The 25,768-nt window shown below is 67.4% G+C and carries 27 protein-coding genes; 14 read left to right on the forward strand and 13 right to left on the reverse strand.

The window, feature by feature from the left end:
- Positions 1–23 precede the first annotated feature (23 nt).
- The gene (locus D619_RS17640) at positions 24–182 is read right to left on the reverse strand and encodes a YdcH family protein (RefSeq protein WP_017668308.1); all 159 of its coding nucleotides are present in this window, start codon (positions 180–182) and stop codon (positions 24–26) included.
- Between the two features lie 223 nt (positions 183–405).
- On the opposite strand from D619_RS17640, the gene D619_RS0109270 reads away from it, so the two are divergent.
- Positions 406–603: a DUF465 domain-containing protein gene (locus D619_RS0109270; protein ID WP_017668309.1), complete on the forward strand. Its 198-nt coding sequence runs from the start codon at positions 406–408 to the stop codon at positions 601–603.
- Between the two features lie 13 nt (positions 604–616).
- Entirely contained in the window at positions 617–1,174 is a 558-nt protein-coding gene (locus D619_RS16235; RefSeq protein WP_017668310.1) for a tetratricopeptide repeat protein, read from the forward strand.
- On the opposite strand, the gene D619_RS0109280 is transcribed toward D619_RS16235, so the two are convergent.
- The gene (locus D619_RS0109280) at positions 1,175–1,660 is read right to left on the reverse strand and encodes an Hsp20 family protein (protein WP_033373350.1); all 486 of its coding nucleotides are present in this window, start codon (positions 1,658–1,660) and stop codon (positions 1,175–1,177) included. It lies immediately after the preceding gene.
- A gap of 124 nt (positions 1,661–1,784) precedes the next feature.
- Here D619_RS0109280 and D619_RS17300 point away from each other — a divergent pair, with 124 nt between their 5' ends.
- The 8 genes from D619_RS17300 to D619_RS0109320 all read left to right on the forward strand — a co-directional run bounded on the left by D619_RS17300 (position 1,785) and on the right by D619_RS0109320 (position 8,955).
- Positions 1,785–2,183, forward strand: coding sequence for a DUF1465 family protein (locus D619_RS17300; protein ID WP_193743288.1), 399 nt, complete (start codon positions 1,785–1,787; stop codon positions 2,181–2,183).
- On the forward strand, positions 2,180–2,593 hold the full coding sequence (locus D619_RS0109290; RefSeq protein WP_017668313.1) for a VOC family protein: 414 nt from the start codon (positions 2,180–2,182) through the stop codon (positions 2,591–2,593). The genes D619_RS17300 and D619_RS0109290 overlap by 4 nt, the downstream gene beginning before the upstream one ends.
- 71 nt (positions 2,594–2,664) lie before the next feature.
- The gene (locus D619_RS0109295; RefSeq protein ID WP_017668314.1) at positions 2,665–3,411 is read left to right on the forward strand and encodes an ABC transporter ATP-binding protein; all 747 of its coding nucleotides are present in this window, start codon (positions 2,665–2,667) and stop codon (positions 3,409–3,411) included.
- Positions 3,411–5,951 (forward strand): ABC transporter permease, encoded by a 2,541-nt coding sequence (locus D619_RS0109300; protein WP_017668315.1) that lies wholly within the window; start codon positions 3,411–3,413, stop codon positions 5,949–5,951. Before D619_RS0109295 ends, D619_RS0109300 begins: the two co-directional genes overlap by 1 nt.
- Positions 5,951–6,982: a carotenoid 1,2-hydratase gene (locus D619_RS0109305; RefSeq protein WP_020480448.1), complete on the forward strand. Its 1,032-nt coding sequence runs from the start codon at positions 5,951–5,953 to the stop codon at positions 6,980–6,982. Before D619_RS0109300 ends, D619_RS0109305 begins: the two co-directional genes overlap by 1 nt.
- 54 nt (positions 6,983–7,036) lie before the next feature.
- Positions 7,037–8,272, forward strand: a complete 1,236-nt coding sequence (locus D619_RS0109310; protein ID WP_017668317.1) for a Coenzyme F420 hydrogenase/dehydrogenase, beta subunit C-terminal domain — start codon at positions 7,037–7,039, stop codon at positions 8,270–8,272.
- Positions 8,273–8,338: 66 nt separating this feature from the next.
- A complete protein-coding gene (locus tag D619_RS0109315) occupies positions 8,339–8,617 on the forward strand; it encodes a type II toxin-antitoxin system Phd/YefM family antitoxin (protein ID WP_017668318.1) in 279 nt (92 codons plus the stop codon).
- The gene (locus tag D619_RS0109320) at positions 8,614–8,955 is read left to right on the forward strand and encodes a type II toxin-antitoxin system RelE/ParE family toxin (RefSeq protein ID WP_017668319.1); all 342 of its coding nucleotides are present in this window, start codon (positions 8,614–8,616) and stop codon (positions 8,953–8,955) included. The genes D619_RS0109315 and D619_RS0109320 overlap by 4 nt, the downstream gene beginning before the upstream one ends.
- Before the next feature lie 27 nt (positions 8,956–8,982).
- Here the strand turns inward: D619_RS0109320 and D619_RS0109325 are convergent, their stop codons facing one another.
- A complete protein-coding gene (locus D619_RS0109325) occupies positions 8,983–9,954 on the reverse strand; it encodes a protochlorophyllide reductase (RefSeq protein WP_020480449.1) in 972 nt (323 codons plus the stop codon).
- A gap of 73 nt (positions 9,955–10,027) precedes the next feature.
- On the opposite strand from D619_RS0109325, the gene D619_RS0109330 reads away from it, so the two are divergent.
- Genes D619_RS0109330 through D619_RS0109340 form a run of 3 tightly spaced genes read left to right on the forward strand, consistent with a single transcriptional unit; the run spans position 10,028 to position 12,872 of the window.
- Positions 10,028–11,110 carry an alanine racemase gene (locus D619_RS0109330; RefSeq protein WP_017668321.1) on the forward strand — a complete coding sequence of 361 codons (1,083 nt, stop codon included), beginning with the start codon at positions 10,028–10,030 and terminating at the stop codon, positions 11,108–11,110.
- Positions 11,107–11,982 carry an S-methyl-5'-thioadenosine phosphorylase gene (gene mtnP / locus D619_RS0109335; protein ID WP_017668322.1) on the forward strand — a complete coding sequence of 292 codons (876 nt, stop codon included), beginning with the start codon at positions 11,107–11,109 and terminating at the stop codon, positions 11,980–11,982. Before D619_RS0109330 ends, mtnP begins: the two co-directional genes overlap by 4 nt.
- A gap of 26 nt (positions 11,983–12,008) precedes the next feature.
- Entirely contained in the window at positions 12,009–12,872 is an 864-nt protein-coding gene (locus D619_RS0109340) for an alpha/beta hydrolase (protein WP_017668323.1), read from the forward strand.
- Here D619_RS0109340 and lptA read toward each other — a convergent pair.
- From lptA to D619_RS0109355, 3 genes are read right to left on the reverse strand one after another with little or no spacing between them, the layout of a single operon-like run.
- Positions 12,847–13,335: a lipopolysaccharide transport periplasmic protein LptA gene (lptA, locus tag D619_RS0109345; protein WP_017668324.1), complete on the reverse strand. Its 489-nt coding sequence runs from the start codon at positions 13,333–13,335 to the stop codon at positions 12,847–12,849. The genes D619_RS0109340 and lptA overlap by 26 nt on opposite strands.
- A 2-nt stretch (positions 13,336–13,337) precedes the next feature.
- A complete protein-coding gene (lptC, locus tag D619_RS0109350; RefSeq protein WP_017668325.1) occupies positions 13,338–13,982 on the reverse strand; it encodes an LPS export ABC transporter periplasmic protein LptC in 645 nt (214 codons plus the stop codon).
- A 25-nt stretch (positions 13,983–14,007) separates the two neighbouring features.
- Positions 14,008–14,622, reverse strand: a complete 615-nt coding sequence (locus D619_RS0109355; protein ID WP_017668326.1) for a ribonuclease D — start codon at positions 14,620–14,622, stop codon at positions 14,008–14,010.
- A 62-nt stretch (positions 14,623–14,684) separates the two neighbouring features.
- Here D619_RS0109355 and D619_RS0109360 point away from each other — a divergent pair, with 62 nt between their 5' ends.
- Positions 14,685–15,029 (forward strand): ribose-phosphate pyrophosphokinase, encoded by a 345-nt coding sequence (locus tag D619_RS0109360; RefSeq protein WP_243442632.1) that lies wholly within the window; start codon positions 14,685–14,687, stop codon positions 15,027–15,029.
- Positions 15,030–15,032: 3 nt separating this feature from the next.
- Here D619_RS0109360 and D619_RS0109365 read toward each other — a convergent pair whose 3' ends face one another.
- The 7 genes from D619_RS0109365 to D619_RS17310 all read right to left on the reverse strand — a co-directional run bounded on the left by D619_RS0109365 (position 15,033) and on the right by D619_RS17310 (position 25,722).
- Positions 15,033–16,403: a DUF6600 domain-containing protein gene (locus D619_RS0109365; protein WP_026090901.1), complete on the reverse strand. Its 1,371-nt coding sequence runs from the start codon at positions 16,401–16,403 to the stop codon at positions 15,033–15,035.
- 78 nt (positions 16,404–16,481) lie between these two features.
- Positions 16,482–17,480 (reverse strand): hypothetical protein, encoded by a 999-nt coding sequence (locus tag D619_RS17305; RefSeq protein ID WP_017668328.1) that lies wholly within the window; start codon positions 17,478–17,480, stop codon positions 16,482–16,484.
- A gap of 11 nt (positions 17,481–17,491) precedes the next feature.
- Positions 17,492–18,682, reverse strand: a complete 1,191-nt coding sequence (locus D619_RS0109375) for a M14 family zinc carboxypeptidase (RefSeq protein WP_017668329.1) — start codon at positions 18,680–18,682, stop codon at positions 17,492–17,494.
- Complete coding sequence (locus tag D619_RS0109380; RefSeq protein ID WP_017668330.1) at positions 18,682–21,786, reverse strand: TonB-dependent receptor; 3,105 nt, start codon at positions 21,784–21,786, stop codon at positions 18,682–18,684. Before D619_RS0109380 ends, D619_RS0109375 begins: the two co-directional genes overlap by 1 nt.
- 26 nt (positions 21,787–21,812) lie before the next feature.
- Complete coding sequence (locus D619_RS0109385) at positions 21,813–23,150, reverse strand: dicarboxylate/amino acid:cation symporter (RefSeq protein ID WP_051033484.1); 1,338 nt, start codon at positions 23,148–23,150, stop codon at positions 21,813–21,815.
- A 207-nt stretch (positions 23,151–23,357) separates the two neighbouring features.
- Entirely contained in the window at positions 23,358–24,014 is a 657-nt protein-coding gene (locus tag D619_RS0109390) for a hypothetical protein (RefSeq protein ID WP_017668332.1), read from the reverse strand.
- Between the two features lie 10 nt (positions 24,015–24,024).
- Positions 24,025–25,722: a S8 family serine peptidase gene (locus tag D619_RS17310; RefSeq protein WP_051033485.1), complete on the reverse strand. Its 1,698-nt coding sequence runs from the start codon at positions 25,720–25,722 to the stop codon at positions 24,025–24,027.
- Between the last annotated feature and the right edge of the window lie 46 nt (positions 25,723–25,768).

Raw genomic sequence — 25,768 nt, forward strand, 5'->3', positions numbered from 1 at the left:
GGGGCGCGGCCGCTTTTTCGCGATCAGTGGTTGGTGCTGATCTCGTCCTTGAGCTTGAGTTTTTCCCGCTTCAGCCGGCGCAAGGTCGTCGGATCGGGCAGGGGCCGCTTCAGTTCGGCGGCAAGGCTGGCATCCAGCCTGGCATGACGGGCAATCAGATGTTCCCGGTGGGCATTGGCCATTGGCACACTCCCTCTTGCATCCCCTGCCGGCAACGACCGGCAGCGGGAACAGCAAGTGCACCATGGAACCGCGGCGCTGTCCATGCCCCATGTGGCGATTCACCGCCGGTTTGGCATGATTTCGTCGCAGCGCCACTGCCCTCTTGCCGGCCGACGGCAAGAGCGGTTAACGCAAGGGTCAGCGGCCCGCTGGCACAGGTGCGGCGCCGAAGGAGCGTGCAGGGTGGATGAAGTCGAGATCCGCGACCGCATCGAGATGCTGAAGCAGGATCACCGCGACCTTGATGCCGCGATCGACGCGCTGCGCTTGCTGCCCATGCCCGACATGATCCAGTTGCAACGCTTCAAGAAGAAGAAGCTGCTGCTGAAGGATGAAATCGCCATGCTCGAGGATCTGCTGATCCCCGACATCATTGCCTGACAGGGGGGATCCGGTGCGCCGGGTGCTGATCCTGCTCTGCCTGCTGGCCGGCCCGCTGCGCGCGCAGGAGGCAACGGGCGAAGCAGCGCTGGCCGCGCCGTGCCGGGAAGCCGCCGAAGCCGCCCGGCCCAGCGGCAGCCAATTGAGCCGCTGCGATCGCGCCATCCGCCAGCCCGGCGTGCCGGCGCCGGTGCGGCTGGCCATGCTGATGAACCGCGGCATCGCCCTGCTGCGCGCCGGCAAGCTGGCCAGGGCCGAAGCCGATTTCGATCTTGCCATCCGATCCGCCCCGGGCCTCGCTGAAGCCTGGATCAACAAGGGTGTCGTGCTCGCCCGTCAGCCCGGCCGCGAGACCGAGGCGGTGGCGCTGATCAGCCATGGGATCGAGATCGGCCCAAAGGAGCCGGCCCGAGCCTATTTCGCCCGCGCCCAGGCACTGGAAGTGGCCGGCAAGCTGCGCGAAGCGATGGACGATTATGCCGCCGCCGCCAGAGCCGATCCGGACTGGCCGGCGCCCGCCGAGGAACTGAAACGGTTCCGCGTCGAGCGCCGGAAGGTGCTGAGGGGCTGATTACTCGGCGGCGAGCCGGGTTTCGGCCGTCACGTTCAGCGCATCGACCGCAGGGGCGATCTCCACCTTGCGCGCGCGCTTGTGTTCCGGGATCTCGCGCACCAGCTCGATGTTGAGCAGGCCGTTTTCAAAGCCGGCGCCGGTCACCTTGATGGTGTCGGCCAACTGGAAACGCCGCTCGAAGGCGCGCTTGGCGATGCCGCGATGCAGGAACAGGCGACCAGAGCCATTGGCCTTGGCATCGGCTTCCGGCGTCGCCTGGCCAACCACGATGAGGGTGTTTTCCTGCACCGTGATGTCCAGTTCATGGCGACCGAAACCGGCCACCGCCATCTGGATGCGATAGGCGCCGTCGCCCAGCTTCTCGATATTGTAGGGGGGATAGGCGTCGCCGGGTTCGACGCGCCCGGCCAGTTCCACCAATCGGTTCAGATTCTCGAATCCAATGGACGAACGCAGCAAGGGAGAGATATCAAATCCACGCATGGCAAAATCCTCTTCAAGCAAAGATGCCGTTGATCCCGCCCACCATGGGCCGGGAAGCGCCGACGCCCCTTCTGGCAGCGTCGGCAACCTGAATCTGGGCAGCGTTGGGGCTGTTTCAAGGGGCGTGGCTGCAAGAGGACGCAAACCAAAGCGGGTGCTGCCGCTGCGCGCGCATCTCGATGCGCTCTATCACGATACGATTGCTGTTTCCGAAGCTGCCCGGCGCTGGTTTGACGGGCCTGGCCGGTTGTGGAGCGAGGAGCTGCCGCCGCCGCAGCGGCTGGCCGTTTCGATGGAAGCACTGGGCGTGACGACCCGGCTGCTCGGCGTGATGAACTGGCTGCTCCACCCGGCCCATGATGGCGAGGTGAAGGCCCTGCAGCCGATCGATTGTCCGGAACCGCCGCCGCTGCCGGCCGATCACCCCTTGCTTGCGACCGAAGGCGGCCCCATTGCCATGGCCAGCCGCCAGGCGCTGGCCCGCGCCCACCAACTGATCCGCGATAACGGAGACACGCCATGAACCCTTTCCACCTTGCCATCCCGGTTGATGATCTGGCGGCGGCCCGGCAGTTCTACGGTGCGGTGCTTGGCTGTCCCGAGGGACGCTCGTCGGAAACCTGGATCGATTTCGATTTTCACGGCCATCAGCTGGTGGTGCACAAGGCGCCGCGATCGGCCGTGGTGCGCAATCCGGTTGATGGTGACAGCGTGCCGGTGCCGCATTTCGGCCTGGTGATGGATTGGGCCGGCTGGGAATCGCTGGCCACCCGCATCAAGCACGCTGGCCTCGCCTTTGAAATGGAACCGCATGTGCGCTTTGCCGGCAAGCCGGGCGAGCAGGGCACGTTTTTCCTGTTCGATCCGGCCGGCAATGCGCTGGAATTCAAGGCGATGCGCAATCCGGAGAATTTGTTCGCCAAGCAGGCGTGAGCCTGTGGCGCGGGGTGGGCAAGTCGCCACACCCGGCTAACATTCGCCCGCTTCTGGGTTAAAGCCCAACCATGCGACCCGACACCCCCTCCGCCGGCCCGGCGGTGGCTGCCCCCGTGCTGGCAGCCACCGTGCCGGCAGCCCCAGTCCTTTCGGCAGTTGGGCTGACGCGCGCCGTGCCGCTGGCCGGGGGCGGGCGGCGGACCTTGTTTTCGGGCGTCAGCATCGCGCTGGCGCCGGGCGAAGTGGTGGCGATTACCGGCGAATCCGGGGTGGGCAAATCGACCCTGTTGAACGTGATTGCCGGGCTGGACATGGCCGATGCCGGGGAGGTGCTGATCGGCGGCAGGAATGTCGCCGGGCTTGCCGAGCCGGCGCGGGCGGCGTTGCGGGCGACGGCGCTGGGTTTCGTGTTCCAGGCGTTCCATGTGCTGCCGCACCTTTCCTTGGCGCGCAACGTGGCGCTCCCTTGCCTGCTGGCCGGCATGAATGCCGCCGATGCGCTGGCCCGGGCGGAAGCGACTCTGGCCGAAGTCGGCCTGGCCGGACGCGGGCCGGACTGGCCGGCGGTATTGTCGGGCGGGGAATTGCAGCGCGTCGCCATTGCCCGTGCGCTGGTGCATCGCCCCGGCCTGGTGCTGGCCGATGAGCCGACCGGCAATCTCGATCCCGAAACGGCGGGGCGCATTCTCCATCTGCTGCTGGCGCAGGCGCGTGATCGCGGCGCGGCCGTGCTGATCGTTACCCACAGCGAGATGGTGGCGGCTGCGGCGACCCGCGTGCTGCGCCTGTCGGCCGGCGGGCTTTTGCCCAGCTGATGCAGCATTGGCAGGCAACGGGCTGGCTGATCGCCGGAGAATGGCGGGCGCATCCGGTGCGGATTGGCCTTGCCGTGCTGGCGATTGCCGTGGGCGTGGCGCTGGGTTTTGCCGTGCATATGGTCAACAGCGCGGCGCTGGCCAGTTTCGGCCGGGCGGTGGCCAGCGTGCAGGGTCGGGCCGATCTGGCGGTGCGGGCCCGATCGGCAGCGGGGCTGGATGAAGCGCTGTATCCCCGGCTGGCGCGGCTGCCCGAGGTGCAGGCGATCAGCCCGGTGGTGGAACTGCCGGCCAGCTGGGGCAGACTGGCGCGACCGGGTTCGCAGGCTAGAGGCGGACGTTTCACGCTGATCGGGCTTGATCCGCTGCGGGCGCTGCGCGTGACGCCGGGGCTGGTCGGCCTGTCGCGGGCGGGCCAGTCCGGCGTGGGCAGCCGGCCGACATGGCAAGGCGATGCGGTGTGGCTGTCCCCGGCCTTGCAGCGCGCCACCGGGCTGCAGCCGGGCGACGCGTTCACGCTGACAGCGGCGGGCCGGCAGGCACGCTTCACCGTGATGGGCCGGCTGGCCTCGGCCGGCGACGAAGCGCAGATGGCGGTGATCGACATTTCGGAGGCACAGTGGCGGTTTGGCCAGGTGGGCCGCCTGCAACGGCTTGATCTGAAGCTGGCGGAAGGTGCCGGCGCCCGCCTGGCCGTACAGGCAGCGCTGCCGGCTGATGCCGTGCTGGCAACGCCCGAAGCCGAAGCCAGCCGGGCCGACGCACTGAGCCGCGCCTATCGCGTGAACCTGGGCATGCTGGCGCTGGTGGCGTTGCTCACCGGCGGGTTCCTGGTGTGGTCGGCGCAGGCGCTCAGCGTGGCGCGGCGGCGGCCGCAGTTCGCGCTGCTTGGCGTGCTGGGCCTGCCGCGGGCCGGGCTGGTGCGGCAGTTGCTGGCGGAAGGCCTGCTGCTCGGGCTGGTCGGCGCTGCGCTGGGCGTGGCGCTGGGCCATGGGCTGGCGGCGCTGGTGGTTGATCGTTTTGGCGGCGATCTGGGCGGCGGCTATTTCAATCGGGCGCAGACCCGGCTGGGCTTTGATCTGGCCGCAGCGTTCGGTTTTGGCGCGCTGGGGCTGGTCACGGCGCTGGCCGGCAGCATTGCCCCGGCGCTGGCGGCGGCGCGCACGGCCCCGGCGCAGGCGTTGAAGGGCCTGGGCGATGTGCCTGATCCGGCCACCGCACCGCGCGCCTGGCCCAGCCTGGCCCTGCTTGCGGCGGGTGGCCTGGCGGCACTGGGGCCGGCACTTTGGGGCCTGCCGCTGCTGGGTTACGCCGCGATGGCGTTGCTGCTGGCCGGCGGCGTGGCGTTGATGCCGGCGCTGGCGCGGCTGCTGCTGGCGCCTTTGGCGCGGCGGGGGAGCGCCTGGTTGCCGCTCGATCTGGCGGTGCGCCGGCTGTGGGGTGTGCCGCAGGCGGCGGCGCTGGCACTTTCCGGCATCGTCGCCTCCACCGCGCTGATGGTGGCGATGGCGGTGATGGTCGCCAGTTTCCGCCAGAGCGTTGATGATTGGCTGATCGCGGTGCTGCCATCAGACCTGTATCTGCATCTGGAAGCCGCCGAAGCTGGCGGGCTGGCCCCGGCCGATCAGGCCCGGCTGGCGCAGGTGCCCGGGCTGGAAAGCGTGCGGTTCCAGCGGGTGATTTCGGTGCGGATCGCGTCTGATCAGCCGGCCGTGGCGGTGATGGCGCAGAGCGGCGACCTGACCATGCCACTGACCGCCGCGGCCGATGCAGCGGCGCCTGCCGGTACCACGCGCGCCCTGATTTCCGAGCCGCTGGCCTGGCTTTATGGCTGGCGGGTGGGCGAGGTGCACAGCCTGGTGATCGGTGGCCAGCAGCGGCGCCTGTATGTGGCCGGCACCTGGCGCGATTATGCCCGGCAGTGGGGCGCGATCATGCTGCCGCTGGCGGATTATCGCCGCCTGACCGGCGATGTCACCGCAACCGAGGCGGCTTTCGAACTGAAGGCCGCCGCGGATGCCCAGACGGTTCAAGCCGCCTTGCAAGCCGCGCTGCCGGCCGCCGTGCAGGGCCAGGCGCAATTCGGCCGGCCAGCGGAGATGCGGGCCGTGGCGCTGACCATTTTCGATCGCAGTTTCGCCGTCACCTATGCGCTGGAAGCCATCGCCATCATCATCGGCCTGATCGGCGTGGCGACCAGCTTTTCGGCGCAGGTGCTGGCGCGCATGCGCGAATTCGGCATGTTGCGCCATGTTGGCGTGCCGCGCCGGCAGATCCTGCAGATGCTGGGGCTGGAAGGGGCGGGCCTCGGCCTGATCGGGGCGCTTTCGGGCCTGTCGTTGGGGTTGGTGATGGCGCTGGTGCTGGTGCGCGTCGTCAACCCGCAGAGCTTTCACTGGACGATGGATCTGGCGCTGCCGTGGCCGCTGCTGGCCGGGCTGGTGGCGGCGCTGGTGATCTGTGCCGGTGGCACGGCGGTGATCGCCGGGCGGCGCGCGCTGGGCGGGCAGGCGCTGTTGGCGGTGCGGGCGGATTGGTGATGCGGCGTCTGCTCCTGTTACTGGCGCCCTTGCTGCTGGCAGCGACGTTCGCGCCGGTGCGGCCGGGCGTGCCGATGCGCTTTCCGGCCGATCATGGCGCCCACCCCGAATTCCGCACCGAGTGGTGGTATGTGACGGGCTGGCTGAACACGGCGCAGGGCAGGCAGGGATTTCAGATCACCTTCTTCCGCACGCGGCCGGATATCGACACGCCGAACCCTTCCGCCTTCGTGCCGCGCCAGGTGATCTTTGCGCATGCGGCGCTCGCCGATCCGGCACGCGGCAAGCTGCGCCACGCCGCCCGCATTGCCCGCGCCGGCTTTGGCCTGGCCAATGCGCGCGTGGGCGACATGGATGTGACGCTGGACGATTGGCGGCTGTGGCGGGGCAGGGACGGCCGGCTGCACGCGAAATTGGCCGGGGATGGTTTCGCCTTCGATCTGGCCTTCACGCCGACGCAAGGCGTGATCCTGCAAGGGCAGGGCGGTTTCAGCCGCAAGGGGCCGGGGGCCGGGGAGGCGAGCCATTATTACAGCTGGCCGCATCTCGCCGTTGCAGGCCGGGTGAACGGCGCGGCGGTGACGGGCACGGCCTGGCTCGACCGCGAATGGTCATCGACGCTGATGAACCCCAAGGCGGTGGGCTGGGACTGGCTGGGCCTCAATATGGACGATGGCAGCGCCGTCACCCTGTTCCGCATGCGCGACAAGGCAGGCAGCGCGCTGTGGGCCGGCGGCAGCCATCGCAGCAAGGCCGGCGTGCTGACCGTGCTGAAGCCCGATGATGTGCGCTGGCAGGCCGGCGGCTGGTGGCAATCCCCGCGCAGCAAGGCGCGCTGGCCGGTGCGGCCCACGGTGGCGCTGCGGGTGGGCGCGGCGTGGCGCGAGTTGCCCGTGGTGCCGATGATGGCGGATCAGGAGCTGGACAGCCGGATGAGCGGCGGGCCGGTCTATTGGGAAGGCGCCGTGACGGTGCCGGGCGGGCGCGGCTATCTGGAATTGACGGGCTATGCTTCTCCCTTGCGGATGTGAGGGGCAAGAAGCTAACAGCGCAGCCAGGCAGGGGTGCTGAGATTGGGGACACATGTGACTGACACCGGCCTGATCGCGCCTGATTTTGCCCCCGCCGCCCCGCGCGGCCTGTGCACCGATTGCGGCGTGTCGCGCACGGCAACGCCCAATGATTGCGGCACCGCCTGCCAGTTCATCAAGCCCGATTATGCCGCGATGGAGGCCCAGGTGCATGGCCGCGCCCGCGATGAATCGCGCCCGGATGAACTCTTCTTCGGCCCGTTCCAGCGCATGGCCAAGGCCCGGCTGAAGCAGCCGCTGGAAGGCGCGCAATGGACCGGCATCACCAGCCGGCTGGGCCAGCGCCTGCTGGAAACGGGCGCGGTGGACGCCATCCTGACCATGGCACCCGATCCGGACGACAAGTGGAAGCCGCGCCCGGTGCTGGTGACCAAGCCCGAAGCCATGGCCGCCGTGCGCGGCATGCGCATGGGTTATGCGCCGCTGCTGGCGCTGCTGGAACCGGCGCGCGCGGCGGGCTTCAAGCGCATCGGCATCATCGGCATCCCCTGCCAGATCCATGCGCTGAGGCGGCTGGAGGCCAAGCTGGGCTTCGAGCGTATCTACGTCATCGGCACGCCGTGCAGCGACAACACGACGACCAGCAATTTCCACGAGTTCCTGAGCCTGCTCTCCGACAAGCCCGACAGCATCACCTACCTGGAATTCAAGGCCGATTATCATGTCGAACTGCGCTTCGACGATGGCCGCCGCAAGGATATCCCCTTCCTGATGCTGCCGCTGTCAGACCTGCGGCCGGACTTCTTCCCGCTCACCTGCCGCACCTGCGTGGACTACACCAACAGCCTGGCAGACATCACGGTGGGCTACATGGGCGGCACCGGCGAACAATGGCTGCTCGTCCGCAACGATCGCGGCGCCGAATTGCTCGGCCTGCTCGGTGACGAAGTGGCGCTGACCGAACCCGATGACAACGGCAAACCCGATGGCTCCAAGCGCGCCGGGCCGGTGAAGGGCTTCCTCGCCAACACCGAACGCGCCGCCGGCGGCCTCCCCTTGCGCCGCATGCCGAAATTCATCCGGCCGCTGGTGGGCAGGCTGATGCCGCTCGTCGGCCCCAAGGGCAAGGAATTCGCCCGCACCCGCGTCGAGATGAAAGCCATCGAAACCATCCTCCACCTGCGCCGCGAAGCACCCGGCATGATGAAGAACATGATCCCGCCGCACGTGTGGACCCTGGTGGCGCGCTATGGGCTGGTGCCGGGGAAGGGCGAGACGAAGGAGGGGTGAGGCCCCTCTGGCAATCGGCGCCGGACTAGACTATATTCGGTCTCTATTCAGTCCGGGAGCTTCTCCATGCGCTATTCCACGCAGGTGCGTCCGGTCAGCTACCTGAAGGCCAATGCCGCGGACGTGCTGACCGATCTCAACGAGCGCCGCGAGCCGGTGCTGATCACCCAGAACGGGCAGGCGAAGGCCGTCCTGGTCGATGTCGTCTCCTTCGAGGAAACCCAGGAAACTCTGGCGCTGCTGAAAATTCTCGCTCTCGGCCAGCGGGAAATCGAGGCCGGCGAAACGGTCGACGCCCGCACCGCCATCGCCGCCCTCAAGGATCGCCTCGCGCCGTCCGCATGACGACCCGCTACACGGTCCAGCTGACCCGCAGCGCCGAACGCGACCTCGCCACGATCGCCGGTTATCTGGCGCAATCGGCCTCACCCGCCATCGCCGCCGCCTTCCTCGACACCATGTTGGATCGTATCGCTGAACTGGAACAATTCCCCGAACGCGGCGCCATCCCGCGCGAACTCGAAGCGCTGGGCATCACCAGCTTCCGCCAACTCAGCGCCAAACCCTGGCGCATCATCTACCGTATCAGCGAAACCACGGTAACCATCCTGCTGATCGCTGACGGACGCCGCGACATGCAGACCCTGCTGGAACAGCGACTGCTGCGGTCGACGACATTGTAGGGGACGTCAGGCTTGCCTTCGATCCGGTCAGGCCAGCCCCACCGCCTTCATCGTCAAATCCCACAGCCGTTCGTTGCGCGCTTCGTTGGTGCCGCGCGTCGACAAGGGCTGGGCAAACGGCATGCGGCCTTCTTTCTGGCGGTTGCCCCAGCTCCAGTGGACGCCGGATTGGCTGGCGAAGGCGGGGTCGGCGATGACTTGCGCCGTGCGTTCGCCGGCGAGGGGTTGGGAGACGTAGCCCTTGGTGATGTTTTTCTGGAACCAGGGGAAGATTTTCTGGAAGGCGGGTGGGGTGTGGCGGAAGAGGAGGGTTTCGGCGACGCAGCCGGGGTAGAGGGTGTTGAAGACGATGCCGGTTGAGCCCCAGCGTTTCTGGAACTCGCGGCTCATGATCATGCAGGCGAGTTTCGAATCCTTGTAGGCCTTGCCGGGCTTGAACGGTTTGCCGTCGATCATGGCGATGGGGGCCTGGAAGCCGGCTGCGAGGCCGGCGAGGTCGCCGAGGTCAGCCGGGGCGGGGATGGGGATCTTGCCGCCGAATTCCTCGCTGTTGGCCGTCACCGTGCCGAGCGTGATCAGGCGTGGCGGCGAGGCGAGGCGGCCCTTGGCCTGCTTCAGATCGTCGATGAGGAGGTGGGCGAGGAGGAAGTGGCCGAAATAATTGGTGGCAACGCTGATTTCATAGCCTTGCGCGCTGCGCATCGGCGCTTCGAGGCGGGGCAGGTAGACGGCGGCGGTCAAGAGCAGCGCGTCGAGGGGGAGGCCGGTGGCGTGGAATTCGTCCGCGAACTTGCGCACGCTGGCCTGATCGCCCAGATCGATGGGCATGATGCGGCGGCTTTCGGCCGGGATGCCGATTTCCGTCGCGGCGGCTTCGGCCTTGGCGAGATCGCGGCAGGCCATGATGACGAGCCAGCCGCGCGTCGCCAGCGATCTGGCGGCCCACAGGCCAACGCCCGACGAGGCGCCGGTAATGATCACCACTGGTTGGATGGACATGAAGTCTCCGTAATGCGCGGCCCTGTTCGCCGCGCTCTTTGACTCAAACCACTGCGCACGGCAAGTTTGTCGCATGCAGTCGCTTCCCGATTTCCTTGCCCGTGTAAAGCCGCCGATCACACCGGCGTTGGTGGTGCGGCGCGCCGTGATGATGGCGAATCTGGCGGCCATGCAGGCGGCTTGCGCCGAACGGGGCGTGCGGCTGCGTGCGCATGGCAAGATGCACAAGTGCAGCGCGCTGGGCCGGCTGCAGATCGAGATGGGCGCGGTGGGCCTGTGCTGCCAGACGGTGGGCGAGGCTGAAACCTATGTGCATGCCGGGATCGGCGATGTGCTGGTGACTGCGCCGGTGCCGGCCTGGGGCTGGCTGCGGCTGGCGGCGCTGGCCCGCACGGCGCGCGTGGGTGCGGTGATGGACAGTGCAGCCCAGATTGCCGAGGCGGCCACGGCGGCACTGGCGGCGGGCGTGGTGCTGGATGCCCATGTCGACGTAGATCCCGGCATGGCGCGGGCCGGGGTGGCGCCTGCTGGTGCTGTGGCGCTGGCCGCGGCGATCGCCGGGCAAAAGGGCCTGCGCTATGCCGGCATCCAGGCCTATTGCGGTCATCATCAGCATCTGTCGCCGGCGGAACGGGCGGCGGCCCATGCCGAGTGGACAGCGCGATTGGTCACCGTGGTGGCCGAACTGCGCGCCGCCGGACTGGCTCCCGAACAGATCACCGGTGGCGGCACTGGCACGGCGGCCATGGATCTGGCTGCGGGCGTTTACACGGAGCTTCAGCCCGGCAGTTATGCGGTGATGGACGTGGAATATGGCGATCTGGGTGATCTGCCGTTTGCACCGGCGCTGTTTCTGGCGGCATCCGTGGTTTCGGCCAATCATGCCAGCCACGTGACCTGCGATGCCGGGCACAAGGCGCTGCATCCCAATGGGCCGATGAGCCGGGTCGTGCAGCCGGCGGGCAGCGTTTACAAGCCCATGGGCGATGAGCATGGCGCGATCGTGCCGCCCAGCGGGGTGGGCGAAGGCGATCTGGTCTGGCTGCAGCCCGGCCATGTCGATCCGACGGTGGCGCTGCACGATGCCTTCTTTGTGGCGGAAGAGGATGGCCGGCTGGAACGTTGGCCCATCGATGCGCGGCGGGCCAGCCTTTGAACTGGAAACTGGGTATCATCGGTGGTTCCGGCCTCTATGCCATCGATGGGCTGGAGGATGCGCACTGGGTGCAGGTGGAGAGCCCGTGGGGCACGCCGTCTGATGCCATTCTCACCGGCCGCATTGCCGGCATCGAGGTGTGTTTTCTGCCGCGCCACGGCCGCGGCCACCGCATCCCGCCGCATCAGCTCAATGTGCGTGCCAATATCGACGCGCTGAAGCGGCTGGGCTGCACCGATGTGCTGGCGGTGTCGGCGGTGGGCTCGTTGAATGCCGCCATGGCACCGGGCGAATTCGTGGTGGTGGACCAGTTCATCGACCGCACCAAGGGGCGGCCCTCGACCTTCTTCGAGACTGGCCTGGTCGCGCATGTGCCGATGGCCGATCCGACCTGCCCGCGGCTTTCGGCCCTGGCGGCGGACGCAGTGGCGGCGGCGGGTGGCACGGTGCATCGCGGGGCGACTTACCTGGCGATGGAAGGCCCGGCCTTTTCCACACGCGCCGAAAGCCGGCTGCACCAGGCGTGGGGCTGTGATCTGGTGGGCATGACGGCGATGCCGGAAGCCAGGTTGGCACGCGAGGCGGAGCTGCCCTATGCGCTGGTCGCCATGGTGACGGATTTTGATTGCTGGCACGATGGCGCCGATGTTGATGTGACCGACATCCTGGCCGTGATGCACGGCAATGCGGCGCTGGCGCGGGCCATGATCATGACATTGTGCGCCCGCCTGCCAGCGATGCGTGCGCCCAGCCTGATCGATACGGTGCTGGATAGCGCCATCATGACCGCGCCCGATGCGCGCGACCCGGCGATGTTGGCCCGGAACAGCGCCATCCTGTCGCGCTGGCTGGCAAAAGGGCGCACTGGCTGACGGCGTTCACGCTGCTATCAGGGGCCATGGATCGCATCAGCATCGCCACGCCGGCCGGCACGGTTTCCGCCCTGCAGGCCGGGCCACGGGATTTTCTGGGCCCGCGCCTGCATTTTGCCCATGCCACCGGCATGAACGCGCAACTGTATGAACCCGTGCTGGCGCCGCTGGCCGACCGGTTCGCCATCACCATCAGCGATGCACGCGGCCATGGCCATAGCGGCCTTGATCGTGATCCGGCCCACCTGACCAGCTGGGAGGATTTTGCCCACGATCTGCTGCGCCTGATCGACGTGATCGACCGTGGCAGCGCCTGGGTTCTGGCCGGCCATTCGATGGGGGCCACGGTGTCGTTGCTGGCCGCCGCCATGCGCCCGGAACGGGTGGCCGGGCTGGTGCTGCTCGATCCGCCGATGCTGCCGTTCGATGTGGCGGCAACGGTGCGGGCCGGCGCCAGCATCCCCAATCCGATGGCCGATCAGGCGGCGCGGCGGCGCGGCATGTTCCCCAGCCGGGCCGAGGCGCGGGCGGCCTATCAGGGCCGCGGCGTGTTCCGCACCTGGAGCGATGCCCATCTGGATGCCTATCTGGCCGGTGGGCTGATCGACACTGATGAAGGCGTGGAACTGGCCTGCCAGCCGGCGTTCGAGGCGGCGACCTTCCGCGCGGTGTCGCCCAATGTCGAGCCGGCGCTGGCCCGCCTGCAACGGCCGTTCGTCCTGCTGGCCGGGGCGGAAGGCTCGACCGTGCGTGATGCCGAACTGGCGGTGTTCGCAGCGCACCCGTTGTGCCGCAGTGCGACGCGCCTGCCCGGTACCACGCATTTCCTGCCGCTGGAGCGCCCCGAAGCGGTGCGCGCCGCGATCAGTTCTTTTTCTGCGGCACCGTGAAACGCCCGGTCACGCGGCCACCGGGATTGCTGGCCGAACGCGCGTCGAAACTGGTGGTGCGGCTGGCGAGGTTCCATACCACGCGCGCGCCTTCCAGATGATCGGTGCCGCGATCCAGCTTCACATTGCCGATCAGCGTCACCAGCTTGCCATTCACATCATAGACGCCGCTGTTGGACGTGGCGCGCATCGTATCCTGGCGCAGCCGCACATTGCCCAGTGCATCGAGCCGCTGCACCTGGGGATTGCCCGCACTGTCCTTGGCGTAACTGATGCGCACGCGATCGGCGTTGAGGATCATGCTGCCTTGCCGGATGACGACAGCGCCGGAAAAAATGGCTTCATTGCTGTCATCGGCGATGTCGATGCGGCCGGCATCCACATCGATGGGGGCGTTGCTGTCAAAGCGTTGGGCTGCCACGGGGCTGGCCAACAGCATCATGATCACGAAAGGCAGGCGCATTCCTATCCTCTGCCGCCGCGCTGGTTGATGCGCAAGTGAACATTGCCGATCAGGCTGACGCGATTGCCGGCCAGATCGCCGGTCATGCGGTTGCTGCGGAATGTGCCCACCGGCAGCCGGCCCGAAACCGGCGCATCGGTCTTCACGGTGCGGCGTTTCAGATCGATGGCCACGGTTTCGGCATCCAGCGTGTAGCCGCCATCTGATCGCAGCTTCACCGGGCCAGCGACTTCCAGCCGGTCTTCATCAATGAAATAGCGGCCCGAAGGCGCAGCGACCGTGGCCGGGCCGTCCTTGCCTTCCAGCCGGGCGGCGAGCTGCGTGAGCACCACCACCGGTTCGGCGCTAGTGCGCTGCACGGCGCTGCCGGCCGAAATCGAGAAGGCTTCGCCGTTCGCCGTCTTGCCGCGATATTCGGCGCGGTTCACCCGCAGCCGTTCCCTGGACAGCGCCACCTGATCCTTGGCCAGCAGGAAGGAAAATTCCTGCACGCCGATCAGCGGCCAGATCAGGATGGTGATGCCGATCAGGAAGGCCGCGGCCGGCAACGCCAGTTTCAGCACCGTCATGCGCCGATCATGCCCGCTGCCGGGCAGGGCTGCCAGCTGACGCCGCGAGAGCGGGCGGGGGATGGGCGTGGTGGCCATTTTGAGCGTGCGTTCGGTCAGGCGATCACAGGTGTGCGAAAATATCCTGCTCGGCCCAGCCGACCAGATCAAGTTCGGCGCGGGTGGCCAGGAAATCGAAACAGGCGTTGGCGATGTGGGTGCGGCCTTCGCGGGCCAGACGTTCCACCAGCACGGCGTGAGCGCGGTGCAGATAGCGCACATCGCTGGCGGCATATTCCTTCTGCGCGTCGGAAAGTTCGGCGGCGCCCCAGTCGCTGGATTGCTGCTGCTTGGAAATCTCGACGCCCAGCGTTTCCTTGAGCAGATCCTTCAGGCCATGGCGATCGGTGTAGGTGCGCACCAGTTTCGAGGCGATCTTGGTGCAGAACACCGGCGTTGCCCACACGCCCAGGAACTGGTGGATCACCGCCACGTCGAACCGGGCGAAGTGCATCAGTTTCAGGCGTTCGGGATCAGCCAGCACCGCCTTCAGATTGGGCGCGTCATACTGGCCGGGGGCAAAGCGCACCAGATGTTCATCGCCGTGGCCATCGCTGATCTGCAGCAGGCACAGCCGATCGCGGTGCGGATTGAGGCCCATGGTCTCGCTGTCCACGGCCACCGGGCCGGGGGCGAGAATGCCGGCGGGAAGATCGCCTTCGTGAAGATATACGGTCATGGTCGTCGGCCTAGCAGGCGCGGGCCTTGCTGTCATCTGCGCTGGCGCTATCCTTGGCCATGATGGTGACCGCTGCTGATTTGCCCGACGTGCGCGCGCTGCTGGTCGCGGCGGCGCGGAGTGGGCGCGATCTGTCCTATTCCGAAATGTTGCTGGCGCTGGGCTATCGCTTCAGCCGCCCAAAGATGCGCAGCCTGTGCCGGCTGCTCGACGCGATCGATGATGCCGGCCGTGCCGCTGGCGAGCCGGAACTGGCGGTGCTGGTGGTGCGCGAATCGGATCGGCTGCCGGGCCAGGGCTGGTGGGTGGGCCGCCGCGACGCGCCGGCCGATTGGACCGGGCCAGCCGCCCGCGCCTTCGTTGCCGAACGGCAGCAGGCAGCCTTTGCCTGGTGGGAAGGGCGCTGAACCCTAGCGCGGGTGCTCGTTGTTTTCCCCGTAGGACCGATGGTCATTGCCGCGCTGACCGCCATTTTCAACCGGCGCGCGGCGTGGTTCGGGCCGGGGCTCGGATCGGGCCTGCGGACGATATTCGGGACGCGGCTGGCCATTGCCTGCGCCCCAGTTCTGCCGCGGGGCACGCGGTTGGGCCTGGGGTTGCGGCGGGCTGGGCAACGCCATGCCGCCGGCCACCCGATCCGATACCCCGTCGCGCCGTCCGTTCCAGCCGCCATCACCACGATTTTCATTGGCGACGCGTGGCGGCCGGCCATCGGCGCGCCAATTGCCTTGATTGCCGCCATTCCAGCCGCCGGGAACACCTGGCTGCACGCCATCGCGGCGCTGGCCGTCGCGGTTCCAGCCACCACGCGGCTGGTTGCCATTCCAGCCGGGCTGTGGCTGGCCCGTCAGATCGCGGCCGATGCGGTCACCCACGCTGCCGGGTTGGCCGCGGCGCGGTTCACCGCGCCAGCCGTCGCCCCGGTTGTCCCAGCGCCGATCGTCACTCCGGCGGCCATTGTTCCAGCCCGGGTTGTTCCAGCCCGGATTGTTGCGGTTGCCGCCGCTCCAGCCCCGGTTCCAGCCATTGTTGCCGTTCCAGCCGCGATTGCCGCCATGGCCTGGCGCGCGCCAGCCCCAGTTGCGATCCCATGGCTGGTTCCAGCCCCAATAGGGCGCATGCTGCCAGCGGCTGCGGCCCCACCAATTGGCGCCGGTGTTCCACGGATAGATGCGGCCGCCAAAGCCGCGCGCATAAAGATTGCCGCGCGGCACCCACACCCACGACGGGCCATACCAGCTGTTCCAGCTGTCATAGCCCCAGCCGGAACCAAAGCCGAAGCCGACATTCCAGCTGACGCGCGGCGGGATCGGCGCCCAGCCCACCACATCATCGGCCTCGCGCCAGGCGACCCAGCTTGGCCCCCAGGTCACATCCGGCACCCATACCCAGCCCACGGCTTCATCAAAGCCCCAGCGGCCATAATGATCGGTGGCCCAGCCCCAGGGATCGGCCGACAGCCAGAAGCGGTTTTCCAGCCATTGCCCGTTCTGATAGGGGCGCCAGCCGTTCGGCGCATTGGGCACGAACACCAGGCCCCACTGCGGCGATTGCAGCCAGCGGCCATGCAAGCTGAGCGGCTGGCGGAACACGTCGATGCTGGGCACGTCTTCCGGGCCCCACTGGGCGCCGGGCTGCGCCGGCCAATCGGTGGCATAACCGCCCATCACCGGCTGGTAGCCCGATGGGTAGCTGGGCGCGACGCCCGAGGCGTAATCGGGATAGGCGCAGCCCGCCAGCGTGGCAGCCAGCAGCAGCAGGACCGAACGGGGGAGTGACACAGGCGACGCCTTTCACAGGAGATCGACCATCCAGTCGCACCCGCCGGCTTTCGGAATGCTGAATATTGCGAAAATATTTCAGCGCGGGATCTTGGCCTCCATCACGCATTCGCCGCCGGTGGGCAAGGGCCCGGCGCGCAGCAGGCGGATGGCATAGGGGGCCATGCCGCCATTGTCGTGGCCCACGTCAGGCACCAGTGCGCAGCTCCAGCCGAAACGCACGCCGGCCTGTTTTGCCGCATCCTGGGCGGCAGCATAGAAGGCCTTGCCACGCGCCAGCCGGTGCGGGCCCTGCGCCATGGCTTCGGGCTGGCGCGGCAGGCTGGGATAGTTTGGATCATTGTCGGCCGTGCCCTGCATGATCAGCATCGGCGAGGCAAAGGCCCGTTCCGGCTGCCACAGGCCGGGCGGCAGATTGCCCACCCCGAACGGCCAGCGATTGCGGCCGCTTGGCCAGGTATAGCTGCCGCTGTTGGCCGAGATCGCCCGGCTCATCTTCTGGCCAAAGCCGAGCATGACAAAGCGGTGGACGAACTGCGCGCCCGCCGAATGGCCGAACAGCACATAGTCTTTCGCGGTCAGCTTCTCGCGGGCCACCACCCGGTCGAAGATGACGTCGATCGCGGAATAGCTCCATGCCGAACGTGGCCGCAGGCTGCCATCGATGGCAAACATCGCGCCATAGCTGTAATTGTCGTTGGTGGGGAAACCGCCCTTGGTGAATTCCGGCACCACCACGATCAGGCCTTCGCGCGTCGCCATGTTCACCCATTCGGCAACATAGCGATCGGCATCGCGGCCAACGCCGTGCATGACGAACATCACCGGTGCATCGGGCGCTGCGGTGGCCGGGCGCAGCACCCACACCGGGATCGGCGGGCCGCCCCAATCGGCCACTTCAAAGCGGCTGACGCCGGCGGCCGCCAACACCGCCGGCACCCGGGCGATGCCGGCCACCGGCACCCGCTGCGCCACCGGCTGCTGGGCGAAATCGCGGATCAGCGCATCCACCTCCGGCTGGGCAGCGGCAAGTGGGGCAGCGGCCATTGCGGCGAGCAGGGCAGACAAGCGGATCATCACGGGTTCCTTCAGCGGGCGGCCGCCATAAGCGCCTGGGCAGCGGCGGTGGCAAGGTGGTTGGTGCGTGTCGTGGGGCTGTCGTCACCCACTTCCCAGGTCAGGGCGCCCACGCCGAACTGGTCGCGCGCCCAGCTTTTCAGCACGCCATTGCCGGGATTGTGCGCCCGATCAATGCGGATATCGGCGCCGGCCAGATCGCCGGTAATGGCCTGCAACATGGCTTCGCCCAGATCGGCCCCGGTGGGCTGCGGCGGCGCATAGACGACATCGCGGAAGGTGGAATGGAAATCGATCACGGCCAATATGGGGCCGCGGGCGGCTTCGGCGGTGATGGCGGCGCCCAGCGCGCGGGTTTCGGGCTGGGTGAACGGGCCCCAATCACGGTTGAGATCAACGCCGCCCAGATTGTGCCGCCAATGGCCCATCGCGAAACCATCGGGATTGGCCAGCGGCACGATCATCAGCGCATGGCGGCGGCGGAAGGCGCGCGCCGCACGGCTGGGGCCAAGCAGCACATCGGTGAAGCGGGCAAAGGCCTGCGGCCCGCTGGTTTCGGGCGGGTGCTGGCGGGTGATGATGACGATCGTGCCGCGCGCCTTGGCCGGGCGGTGAAGATAGACCGCGAGCGGCCGGCGGGCGATGCTGTGGCCGGCATCGGCGCGGATCAGCTGGCCGGCGCGCACCCGCGCTTCGAACGGGGCCAGCACATCGTCGCTGCGTTCCGGCGGCTGGGCGATCAGCAGGCGGGTGCGGGCCGGCGGCAGACGGATGGTGACCGAATGCTGATCGGTGGGCACCGTCACGGCCTGCGGATCAAGGCGAACGGCCGGTGCGCCCGGTTCCGCCGTCCACGGCGCATAGCGGTGGCGGCTGTCACCATAATGCAGGGTGACGATGGTGGATGCCGGCGCGTCGCTGGCCAGCACCAGGCCATACCAGGGGCTGGGGTTGATCGGCCTGTTTTCGGGCGCGATGGTCACATGCACATGGCCATCGGCATCGATGCGGCAGGCCGCCGCCGCCGCCCGTTCGAACCCGATGTGCACGCGCCGGCCACTGCCAGCGCACAACGGCGCCGAGGCGGTGGCGGCGGTGAACCAGGCCGGCGACAGGGCGGCTTCGGCCGCCAATGCCGGCAGCGGCACCGCCAGGACAGCCAACAGGCTGACCCATCCTGCCGCCGCCACCGGCATGTTCATCAGAAGGTGCCGCGCAGCTGCACGTAGAGTTCGCGGCCCTTCAGCTGGTGATAATCCGGGCGATAACCCAGCGATTCATCCACCAGCGGCGGGGCGGTATCGAGCACGTTGTTCACGCCCAGCCGCAGCCGCACATTCTGGCCCTTGGCGATCTTCAGGCGATAATCGGCAAACAGGTTGACGCGCCAATCTTCCTTCACCTGCCAGAACTGGGTGACGCCATTCACCGTGATATCGGCGTTGGTGTCGGTGAAGCCGGCGACATAGCGCACCGAGCCGCCCAGGGCGACGTCGCCCAGATCCCAGCCCCAGGTCGTGCTGGCGCGCCAGCGCGGATTGCCGTCCAGCCGCACGCGGTTGACTTCGAGGATGGTGAAATCGGTGCCGAAGGCGCTGTTGCCATTGCCCGCCAGCGAATTCAGCAGTTCGTTGCGCTCCACATCCAGCGTCATCAGGTAGGTGGCTTCGATGTTGAGGCGGAAATCGCCCAGCTTGCCCCAGTCGAACGCCATGTTGAGGCTGAAATCGAAACCGTCGGCCACCTGCTTGTCGAGGTTGATGTAGGGATCGCGGATGAACTGCACGGCACCGGCAGCCTGGCGCTGGTCATTCGGGTTGGCCAGGTTCCAGGCGGCAAAGGCGGCGAGATCCTCGGTGGTGGCATTGGCGCGCACCACGTTGGGGTTGCTGCGGCCCTGCTTGCGTTCGAGGAAATCGAGCGCCAGCGCTTCACGGTCACCAAAGGCGCCGATCACGCCGGTCTGTTCGAAGCGCCAGTAATCGACGCTGAACACGAAGCGCTTGACCGTCGGGCTGTTGAACAGCTTGCCGGCATCAAGCACACCGCCGACGACGATTGTCTTGGTATCCTCGTTCAGCAGATTGGGGTTGGATGTGCGCACCGACGGCACATAGGCATCGCCGGTGGACGCCGGATCGCCGGTCACGGCCGAACGCCAGTAATCTTCCACACCCAGGTTGAGGCGCGAGATGTCGCCGCGGTTCAGCTGCACCATGTTGGGTACGCGGAAGCCTTCGGAATAGGCGGCGCGCAGGTTGAAGGCGCGCACCGGGAACCAGCTCAGCGCCACCTTGGGCTTCACCGCGCCATCCTTGATGTCGTCGAAATATTCGCCGCGCACCGCCAGCTGCAGGTTCAGCTTGTTGTAGAAGACGCCGTCATTGCCTTCGATCAGCGGCACCAGCGCTTCGGCAAAGCCGGCATAGACATTGCGGCTGGCCGAACTGTCGTTGGTGGGGCTGACGCCAACCACATCCGATCGGCCCGACACGTTGGCGGTGTTGAAGATGATGGTGCCATCCAGGCGCGGATCGCGATCTTCGGTATAGCTTTCGCGCCGCCATTCGACGCCGGCCGCGATCCCGATCGGCCCGGCCCACAGATCAAAGGCATTGGCGTTGGAAATGCGGAAATCGCCGGTGGTCAGTGTCGTCTTGCCGCTGTTCAGGCTGGAAATGCGCACCCGGTCCCACTGGGCCTGGGTGTTGGCATTGGGGCCGCCGAACGGGTTGATGGCATCGGGCGTCGATTTGGCCAGTTCCGCCTGCAGCAGCGTCTTCGACAGGCGGTTGCTTTCCTCGTCGGTCGTCTTGTTGGAGCTGTTGGCGATGGCGCCTTCCCAATCCCAGTTGCCGATCTGGCCGCGCAGGCCGGCCATCACGCGATAGGTGCTGGTATCGGTGGAGATGAAGCGCGGGCCCAGATCGGTGGGGCGCCAGTTCTGCAGCAGCACGTCCACACCGCCGGCCGGGGCATCGGTGGTGTTGAGGCCGGGCAGGCGGTTGGGGCTGCCCACCGCGCCGAAGGGGTTCCAATAGTTGCTGGCCGGAATGATCAGGAAGGCGAGGCCGGAATCGAGCGGCTGGGTGGCGCGATTGCCGTCGGTGGTGGCCTTGTAATACAGGCCTTCGGCGAAGAACTCGATGCCGCTGGCGAATTCATGTTCGAACTGGCTGTAGATGTTGATGCGGGTGGCATCGGTGATCAGCTGGCGACCGCGCGCCGACACCGGATCATTGCCGATGAACACGCCTTCGCCGCGCGCGTTGTTGGGCTGGTTGGCATTGAAATCAAAGCGCAGGCCGGTGTCCAGCGTGGCATCATCAAGGCCCATGCAGCCGCCGGGGCGTTCGCCCAGCGTGGCGCGCGTGCCGGAAAACTGGCAGGGCTGGATGTGGAACACGCCGCTCGTGCTGGTCAGGGTCGTGCTGCCCTGGCGGATGCGGCGGCCAACGAAGACATTCTGCGAATTGATCGCGCCGGTCTGGAACTGGCCGAACGGCGACGAGGTGGAGGTGTTGCGGAAATCGGTGGTGGTGGTGCCGAACGGATCGTCACCCAGCACGCCACGCTTGTCCACGGTGTTGAACTGCGGGCCCAGTTCGCTGGCATACAGGCCGGTACGCTCGAAATAGCCGCCGGTGAACATCAGCCGGGTGCGGCCTTCGTTGAACTTGAAGCCAAAGGCGACATCGCCCTGGAATTCCTGGCTGCCCGTGCCTTCGACACCGGAATAGCGCAGCGTGGCGCGCAGACGATCGAAATTGGCATCGAGGATGGTGTTGACGACGCCCGCCGTCGCATCGGAGCCATAGAGCGCCGAGGCACCGTCGCGCAGCACTTCGACGCGATCGATGCCGGCGGCCGGGAAGGCATTGACGTTGGTGATCTGGCGCGGGGTCGAACCGATATCCTGGTTCACCGCGTGGGCGGCAATGCGGCGGCCATTGAGCAGCACCAGCGTATTGCCGGTGCCCAGGCCGCGCAGGTTGATGGTGGCGACGTCGCCGCGCGCATCATTGGGGCCATCGGCGGCACCGTTGATTTCGGCGGCGCCAGCCTGGGCAATGTTTTCAAAGATTTCGCCGGTGGAGTTCACACCGAAGGCGGCGATATCGTCGGCATTGAGGATGGTGACCGCCAGCGCGCCGCTGTCCGACGCGCCCTTGATGTTGGAGCCGGTGACGACGATCAGCTCCTCTTCCCTGGGCGCGGCCGCAGTGTCGGCCGCCTGGGCCAGTGCCGGGCCGGCGAGCAGGGCGATGGTGAGGGCAGCAAGGCTGCAGGAGGCAGTGATCTTCATGGTCGGGTCCCCTTGTTGTGCTCTTATCAGTCTGGATCGGCTTCCGGCCCCGGATTGGCGATGTCGGGCCCGAATTTGTGGTGGGTGAAAACGGCGGAAAACTGGTCTTCGTTGATGGATTTTTCCCAGCGCGAGACGACGATGGTGGCCACGGCATTGCCGATGAAATTGGTCAGCGCCCGGCATTCCGACATGAAGCGATCAATGCCCAGGATCAGCGCCATGCCGGCGATCGGCACGCTGGGGACGATCGACAGCGTGGCAGCCAGGGTGATGAAACCGGCGCCGGTGACGCCTGCTGCGCCCTTGGAACTGAGCATGGCGACGCCGAGCAGAAGTAGTTGGTCACCCAGGCTGAGGGTGATGCCGGTGGCCTGCGCGATGAACAGTGCCGCCAGCGTCATGTAGATGTTGGTGCCATCGAGGTTGAAGCTGTAGCCGGTGGGCACCACCAGCCCCACGATGGGCCGCGGGCAGCCGGCGCGTTCCATCTTGTCCATCAGGCTGGGCAGCGCGCTTTCGGAACTGGAGGTGCCGAGCACCAGCAGCAGCTCGGCCTTCAGATAGCGGATCAAGGTGAAGATCGAGAAGCCGGCTCCACGTGCCACCAGCCCCAGCACGATGATGACGAACAGCAACGAGGTGAGATAGAAGGTGGCGACCAGCGCCGCCAGATTGGCGATGGAACCGATGCCATATTTGCCAATGGTGAAGGCAAAGGCCCCGAATGCCCCGATCGGCGCTGCCCGCATGAAGATCGCCACCAGCCGGAACAGGCCGGCGCCCAGCGCCTCGAACAGCCGCACCACCGGCCGCGCCGCTTCGCCCGCCGTGGCCAGCGCGATACCGAAGCTGATGGCGAGGAACAGTACCTGCAGCAGATTGCCGTCCACGAAGGCGCCAGCCATGGTTTCGGGAATGATCCCCAGCAGGAAGCTGACGATGGTCTGGTCCTTGGCCTTCTTCACATAATCATTGACCGCGCCCGTCTCCAGCGTGGCCGGATCGATGTTCATGCCGGCGCCGGGCTGCACGACATTGGCGACGATCAGGCCGACGATCAGCGCGATGGTGGAGAAGAACAGGAAATAGGCAAAGGCCTTGCCGGCAACGCGCCCGACGCTGCCCAGATTGCGCATGCCGGCAATGCCGGTGACGATGGTGAGGAAGATCACCGGCGCGATGATCAGCTTGACCAGGCGGATGAAGCCATCGCCAAGCGGCTTCAGCGCCACGCCGGTATCCGGCGCAAAATGGCCGATCAGGCCGCCAACGATGATGGCAACCAGCACCTGCACATAAAGCTGTGCATGGAGCGGCGTCCGCCGCAGCGGCTGCGCCTGTACTGATGGCCCAAGAGCGATGACTGCGATCCCCCGATCCCGACTAAGATCCAGCAGCCTGGGCTGCGTGATTTTGCCCTCCCTGAAACAACTGGCGTGTCAGCGCAAGGCTTGCCGCAGGGCCTGGGGTGAAGCATTTCGTGAACGTTGCCAAAACGTCGCAATCCAGCCTTGTTCGCGAGGGCCGGCACGCATGAACGCCCGGCCCTCGGCCGCGAACCCATCGCTTCAGCGCGCGTCGGCAAGCAGGCGTTCGTCGGCTTTCGCATTGGCGGTGCGGGCAAGGGCGCGCAGGCGATCGGGGCTGGCGGCCGGTCCGCTGAGCGCGGAGACCAGTTCCACCGTGCGCCTTGTGGCCCGGGCATAATCGAACCAGGCGCGGCGCACATGATGGCCCAGTTCGGGGGCATAGTCCCACTCGTGCCGTTCCAGCAGCCGCATGGTGGTGGGCGAATGGCGGTCGCAGCTGATGTGGGTGGCCAGGAAGCTGCCGGCCTTCACCTTGATCAGGCCGGTATTGCCCACCTTGCAGGTCCAGTGCTCGACATCGCGCACCCAGTTTTCGCTGTTGCGCGTCCGCACTTCGGTCACCACGCGAAAATGGGTGCGGCGACGTGGGCCCATCGGCCACAGATCGTCGGGCGTGCCGATGATGGTGCGCCGGCCTTCGCCGCGCCCGCTGGTCCAGGTGGTGATGGGCAGCACCGGATGCATCGGCCGCCAATGGCTGCGCGTGCCAAGGCCGCGCCATTCCACCGATCGGCGGCGGATATCGCGCACCTGTTCGACATGGCCATCGGAATAGATGAAGGCATCGCCCGGCATCAGCGCCGGCACGGCCGGTGCCATGGCGACCACGGCGGCAGCAGCAAGCAGCATGGTCATGGCCTGTTGCTCAGGGCCGGTCGGCGATGAAGCCGGCGCCGAACACCGGATCACGCCCCGGCGCGCCGAGGTCGCGGGCTTCGCGCTCCAGGCCGGCCAGCGCGGCGCGCGCGGCGGCCGGATCGGGGGCCTTCAGGCTGCTCGCCAGCCGGATCGCCACGCTGGGCGCGGCAAACGAGGTGCCCGATACGATCTTTGTTGTGCCATCCGGTGCTAATCCCACGACGTCCACTCCGCGTGCGGCGAAGGCAATATAGCTGCCGCGATTGGCATAACGATAAACCGCCTGCTTTTCATCCACGGCCGTCACCGCCACCACGCCGGGATAGGCGGCGGGGAAGGCGGGCGGCGCCGCCGGACCATCATTGCCGGCCGCTGCAACGATGATATGGCCGCGCGCCGCCAGCCGGGCGATGGCATCGGCCACCACCGGATTGTTGGCACCCGACAGGCTGACATTGATCACCGCGACTTTCTGGGTGGCCATCCAGTCCAGCGCCCGTACCACGGCCAGCGCCGATCCGGCGCTGCGGCGTGGCCCGGAAAACACGTCGCCCACGATGATTTCGGTGCGGCTGCCCGGGGCCGGCTCGGTGCCGGCGATCAGGCTGGAAATGATGGTGCCGTGCAGCGCCGGATCCGGCGTGCCGCCGTTGAAGCCCTGCTGCACCAGGCGGGTGCGTTTCAGATCGGGCAGGGCGCCGGCCACGCCGGTATCGATCACGCCGATGCGGCACGGGCAGGCGCGCCGGGTGACACGTTGCGGCTTGCCGCCCGACCGCACCAGCGCCGATGTGCGGTCAAACAGGTGATTGACCGCATGCGATGCGTCGCCAATCAGCCCATCCAGCTGCACCAGCGCATCAACATCCTTCACCCGGGCCGGCGACGCCAGCAGCACGGCCTGGCCGTTGAGCGCGGTCATCCGGTGCCGTTCCAGCACGCGAAAGCCGGCACGGGTCAGCCGGGCAATGCCGGCATCATCAACGCCCAGCGCCACCAGTTCACCACGGCGATAGCGGAAGCCATCATCGTCGCTTTCGATGGATTCCTGCTTGTCCAGCCGGGCGCGCTGGCGGGCATCCTCGACGCCGGCATATTGGGTGGCGGCCGGCCCGTCCATGCGGTCGTCGTCGTCATCTTCGGCATCGCCGCTGCTGCTGCCGGGGGCGGCGCCAGGGCCATCATTCCGGTCGTCGGCAGCGCCGTTGTCATCGTCGCCATCATCGTCACTGCCGGTGCCGCCCGCCGTGTCACCGCCCGCGCCGGCCGCCGCGCCGTCATCATCGTCGTCGTCACCGCCGGCCGCACCGCCGCCGCTGGCCGCGCCGTCGTCATCGTCGCCGCCAGCGCTCCCTGCGCCGGCTGCGGCTCCGTCATCATCATCGCCGCCGTCCGCGCCGGCTGCAGCTGCGCCATCATCTCCGGCGTCATCACCGCCCGCCGCGCCGGCATCGTCACTGCCGGCATCGTCGCCGCCGGCCGCCCCGGCATCAGTCGCATCGCCGGTGTCGCCGGTGTCATCGTCAACAGCCGTATCCGGCGCGTCATCCGGATCCGGCACGGCTTCTTCGGCAGTGTCGTCATCGTCGTCGTCATCGCCAGGGTCGGCCGGCTGTTCGGCGTGCACGGAGGCGACCGGCAGCGGCGGCGCCGCCATCGCCAGGAATGACAGGCCAAGCAGCCAGAAGGCAATGCGATGCTTCATGGATCCCCGCTGTTGCATTTTGCCACCATGATCGAAATGGGGCTTG

The organism is Sandarakinorhabdus sp. AAP62, from assembly GCF_000331225.1.
Lineage (GTDB): Bacteria > Pseudomonadota > Alphaproteobacteria > Sphingomonadales > Sphingomonadaceae > Sandarakinorhabdus.

Coding starts and splice junctions, on each gene's coding strand:
- D619_RS17640 (WP_017668308.1), bottom strand. CDS start 182: ATGGCCAATGCCCACCGGGAACATCTGATTGCCCGTCATGCCAGGCTG.
- D619_RS0109280 (WP_033373350.1), bottom strand. CDS start 1,660: ATGCGTGGATTTGATATCTCTCCCTTGCTGCGTTCGTCCATTGGATTC.
- D619_RS0109290 (WP_017668313.1), top strand. CDS start 2,180: ATGAACCCTTTCCACCTTGCCATCCCGGTTGATGATCTGGCGGCGGCC.
- D619_RS0109295 (WP_017668314.1), top strand. CDS start 2,665: ATGCGACCCGACACCCCCTCCGCCGGCCCGGCGGTGGCTGCCCCCGTG.
- D619_RS0109300 (WP_017668315.1), top strand. CDS start 3,411: ATGCAGCATTGGCAGGCAACGGGCTGGCTGATCGCCGGAGAATGGCGG.
- D619_RS0109305 (WP_020480448.1), top strand. CDS start 5,951: ATGCGGCGTCTGCTCCTGTTACTGGCGCCCTTGCTGCTGGCAGCGACG.
- D619_RS0109315 (WP_017668318.1), top strand. CDS start 8,339: ATGCGCTATTCCACGCAGGTGCGTCCGGTCAGCTACCTGAAGGCCAAT.
- D619_RS0109320 (WP_017668319.1), top strand. CDS start 8,614: ATGACGACCCGCTACACGGTCCAGCTGACCCGCAGCGCCGAACGCGAC.
- D619_RS0109325 (WP_020480449.1), bottom strand. CDS start 9,954: ATGTCCATCCAACCAGTGGTGATCATTACCGGCGCCTCGTCGGGCGTT.
- D619_RS0109330 (WP_017668321.1), top strand. CDS start 10,028: ATGCAGTCGCTTCCCGATTTCCTTGCCCGTGTAAAGCCGCCGATCACA.
- D619_RS0109340 (WP_017668323.1), top strand. CDS start 12,009: ATGGATCGCATCAGCATCGCCACGCCGGCCGGCACGGTTTCCGCCCTG.
- lptA (WP_017668324.1), bottom strand. CDS start 13,335: ATGCGCCTGCCTTTCGTGATCATGATGCTGTTGGCCAGCCCCGTGGCA.
- lptC (WP_017668325.1), bottom strand. CDS start 13,982: ATGGCCACCACGCCCATCCCCCGCCCGCTCTCGCGGCGTCAGCTGGCA.
- D619_RS0109355 (WP_017668326.1), bottom strand. CDS start 14,622: ATGACCGTATATCTTCACGAAGGCGATCTTCCCGCCGGCATTCTCGCC.
- D619_RS0109360 (WP_243442632.1), top strand. CDS start 14,685: ATGGTGACCGCTGCTGATTTGCCCGACGTGCGCGCGCTGCTGGTCGCG.
- D619_RS17305 (WP_017668328.1), bottom strand. CDS start 17,480: ATGATCCGCTTGTCTGCCCTGCTCGCCGCAATGGCCGCTGCCCCACTT.
- D619_RS0109375 (WP_017668329.1), bottom strand. CDS start 18,682: ATGAACATGCCGGTGGCGGCGGCAGGATGGGTCAGCCTGTTGGCTGTC.
- D619_RS0109380 (WP_017668330.1), bottom strand. CDS start 21,786: ATGAAGATCACTGCCTCCTGCAGCCTTGCTGCCCTCACCATCGCCCTG.
- D619_RS0109390 (WP_017668332.1), bottom strand. CDS start 24,014: ATGACCATGCTGCTTGCTGCTGCCGCCGTGGTCGCCATGGCACCGGCC.
- D619_RS17310 (WP_051033485.1), bottom strand. CDS start 25,722: ATGAAGCATCGCATTGCCTTCTGGCTGCTTGGCCTGTCATTCCTGGCG.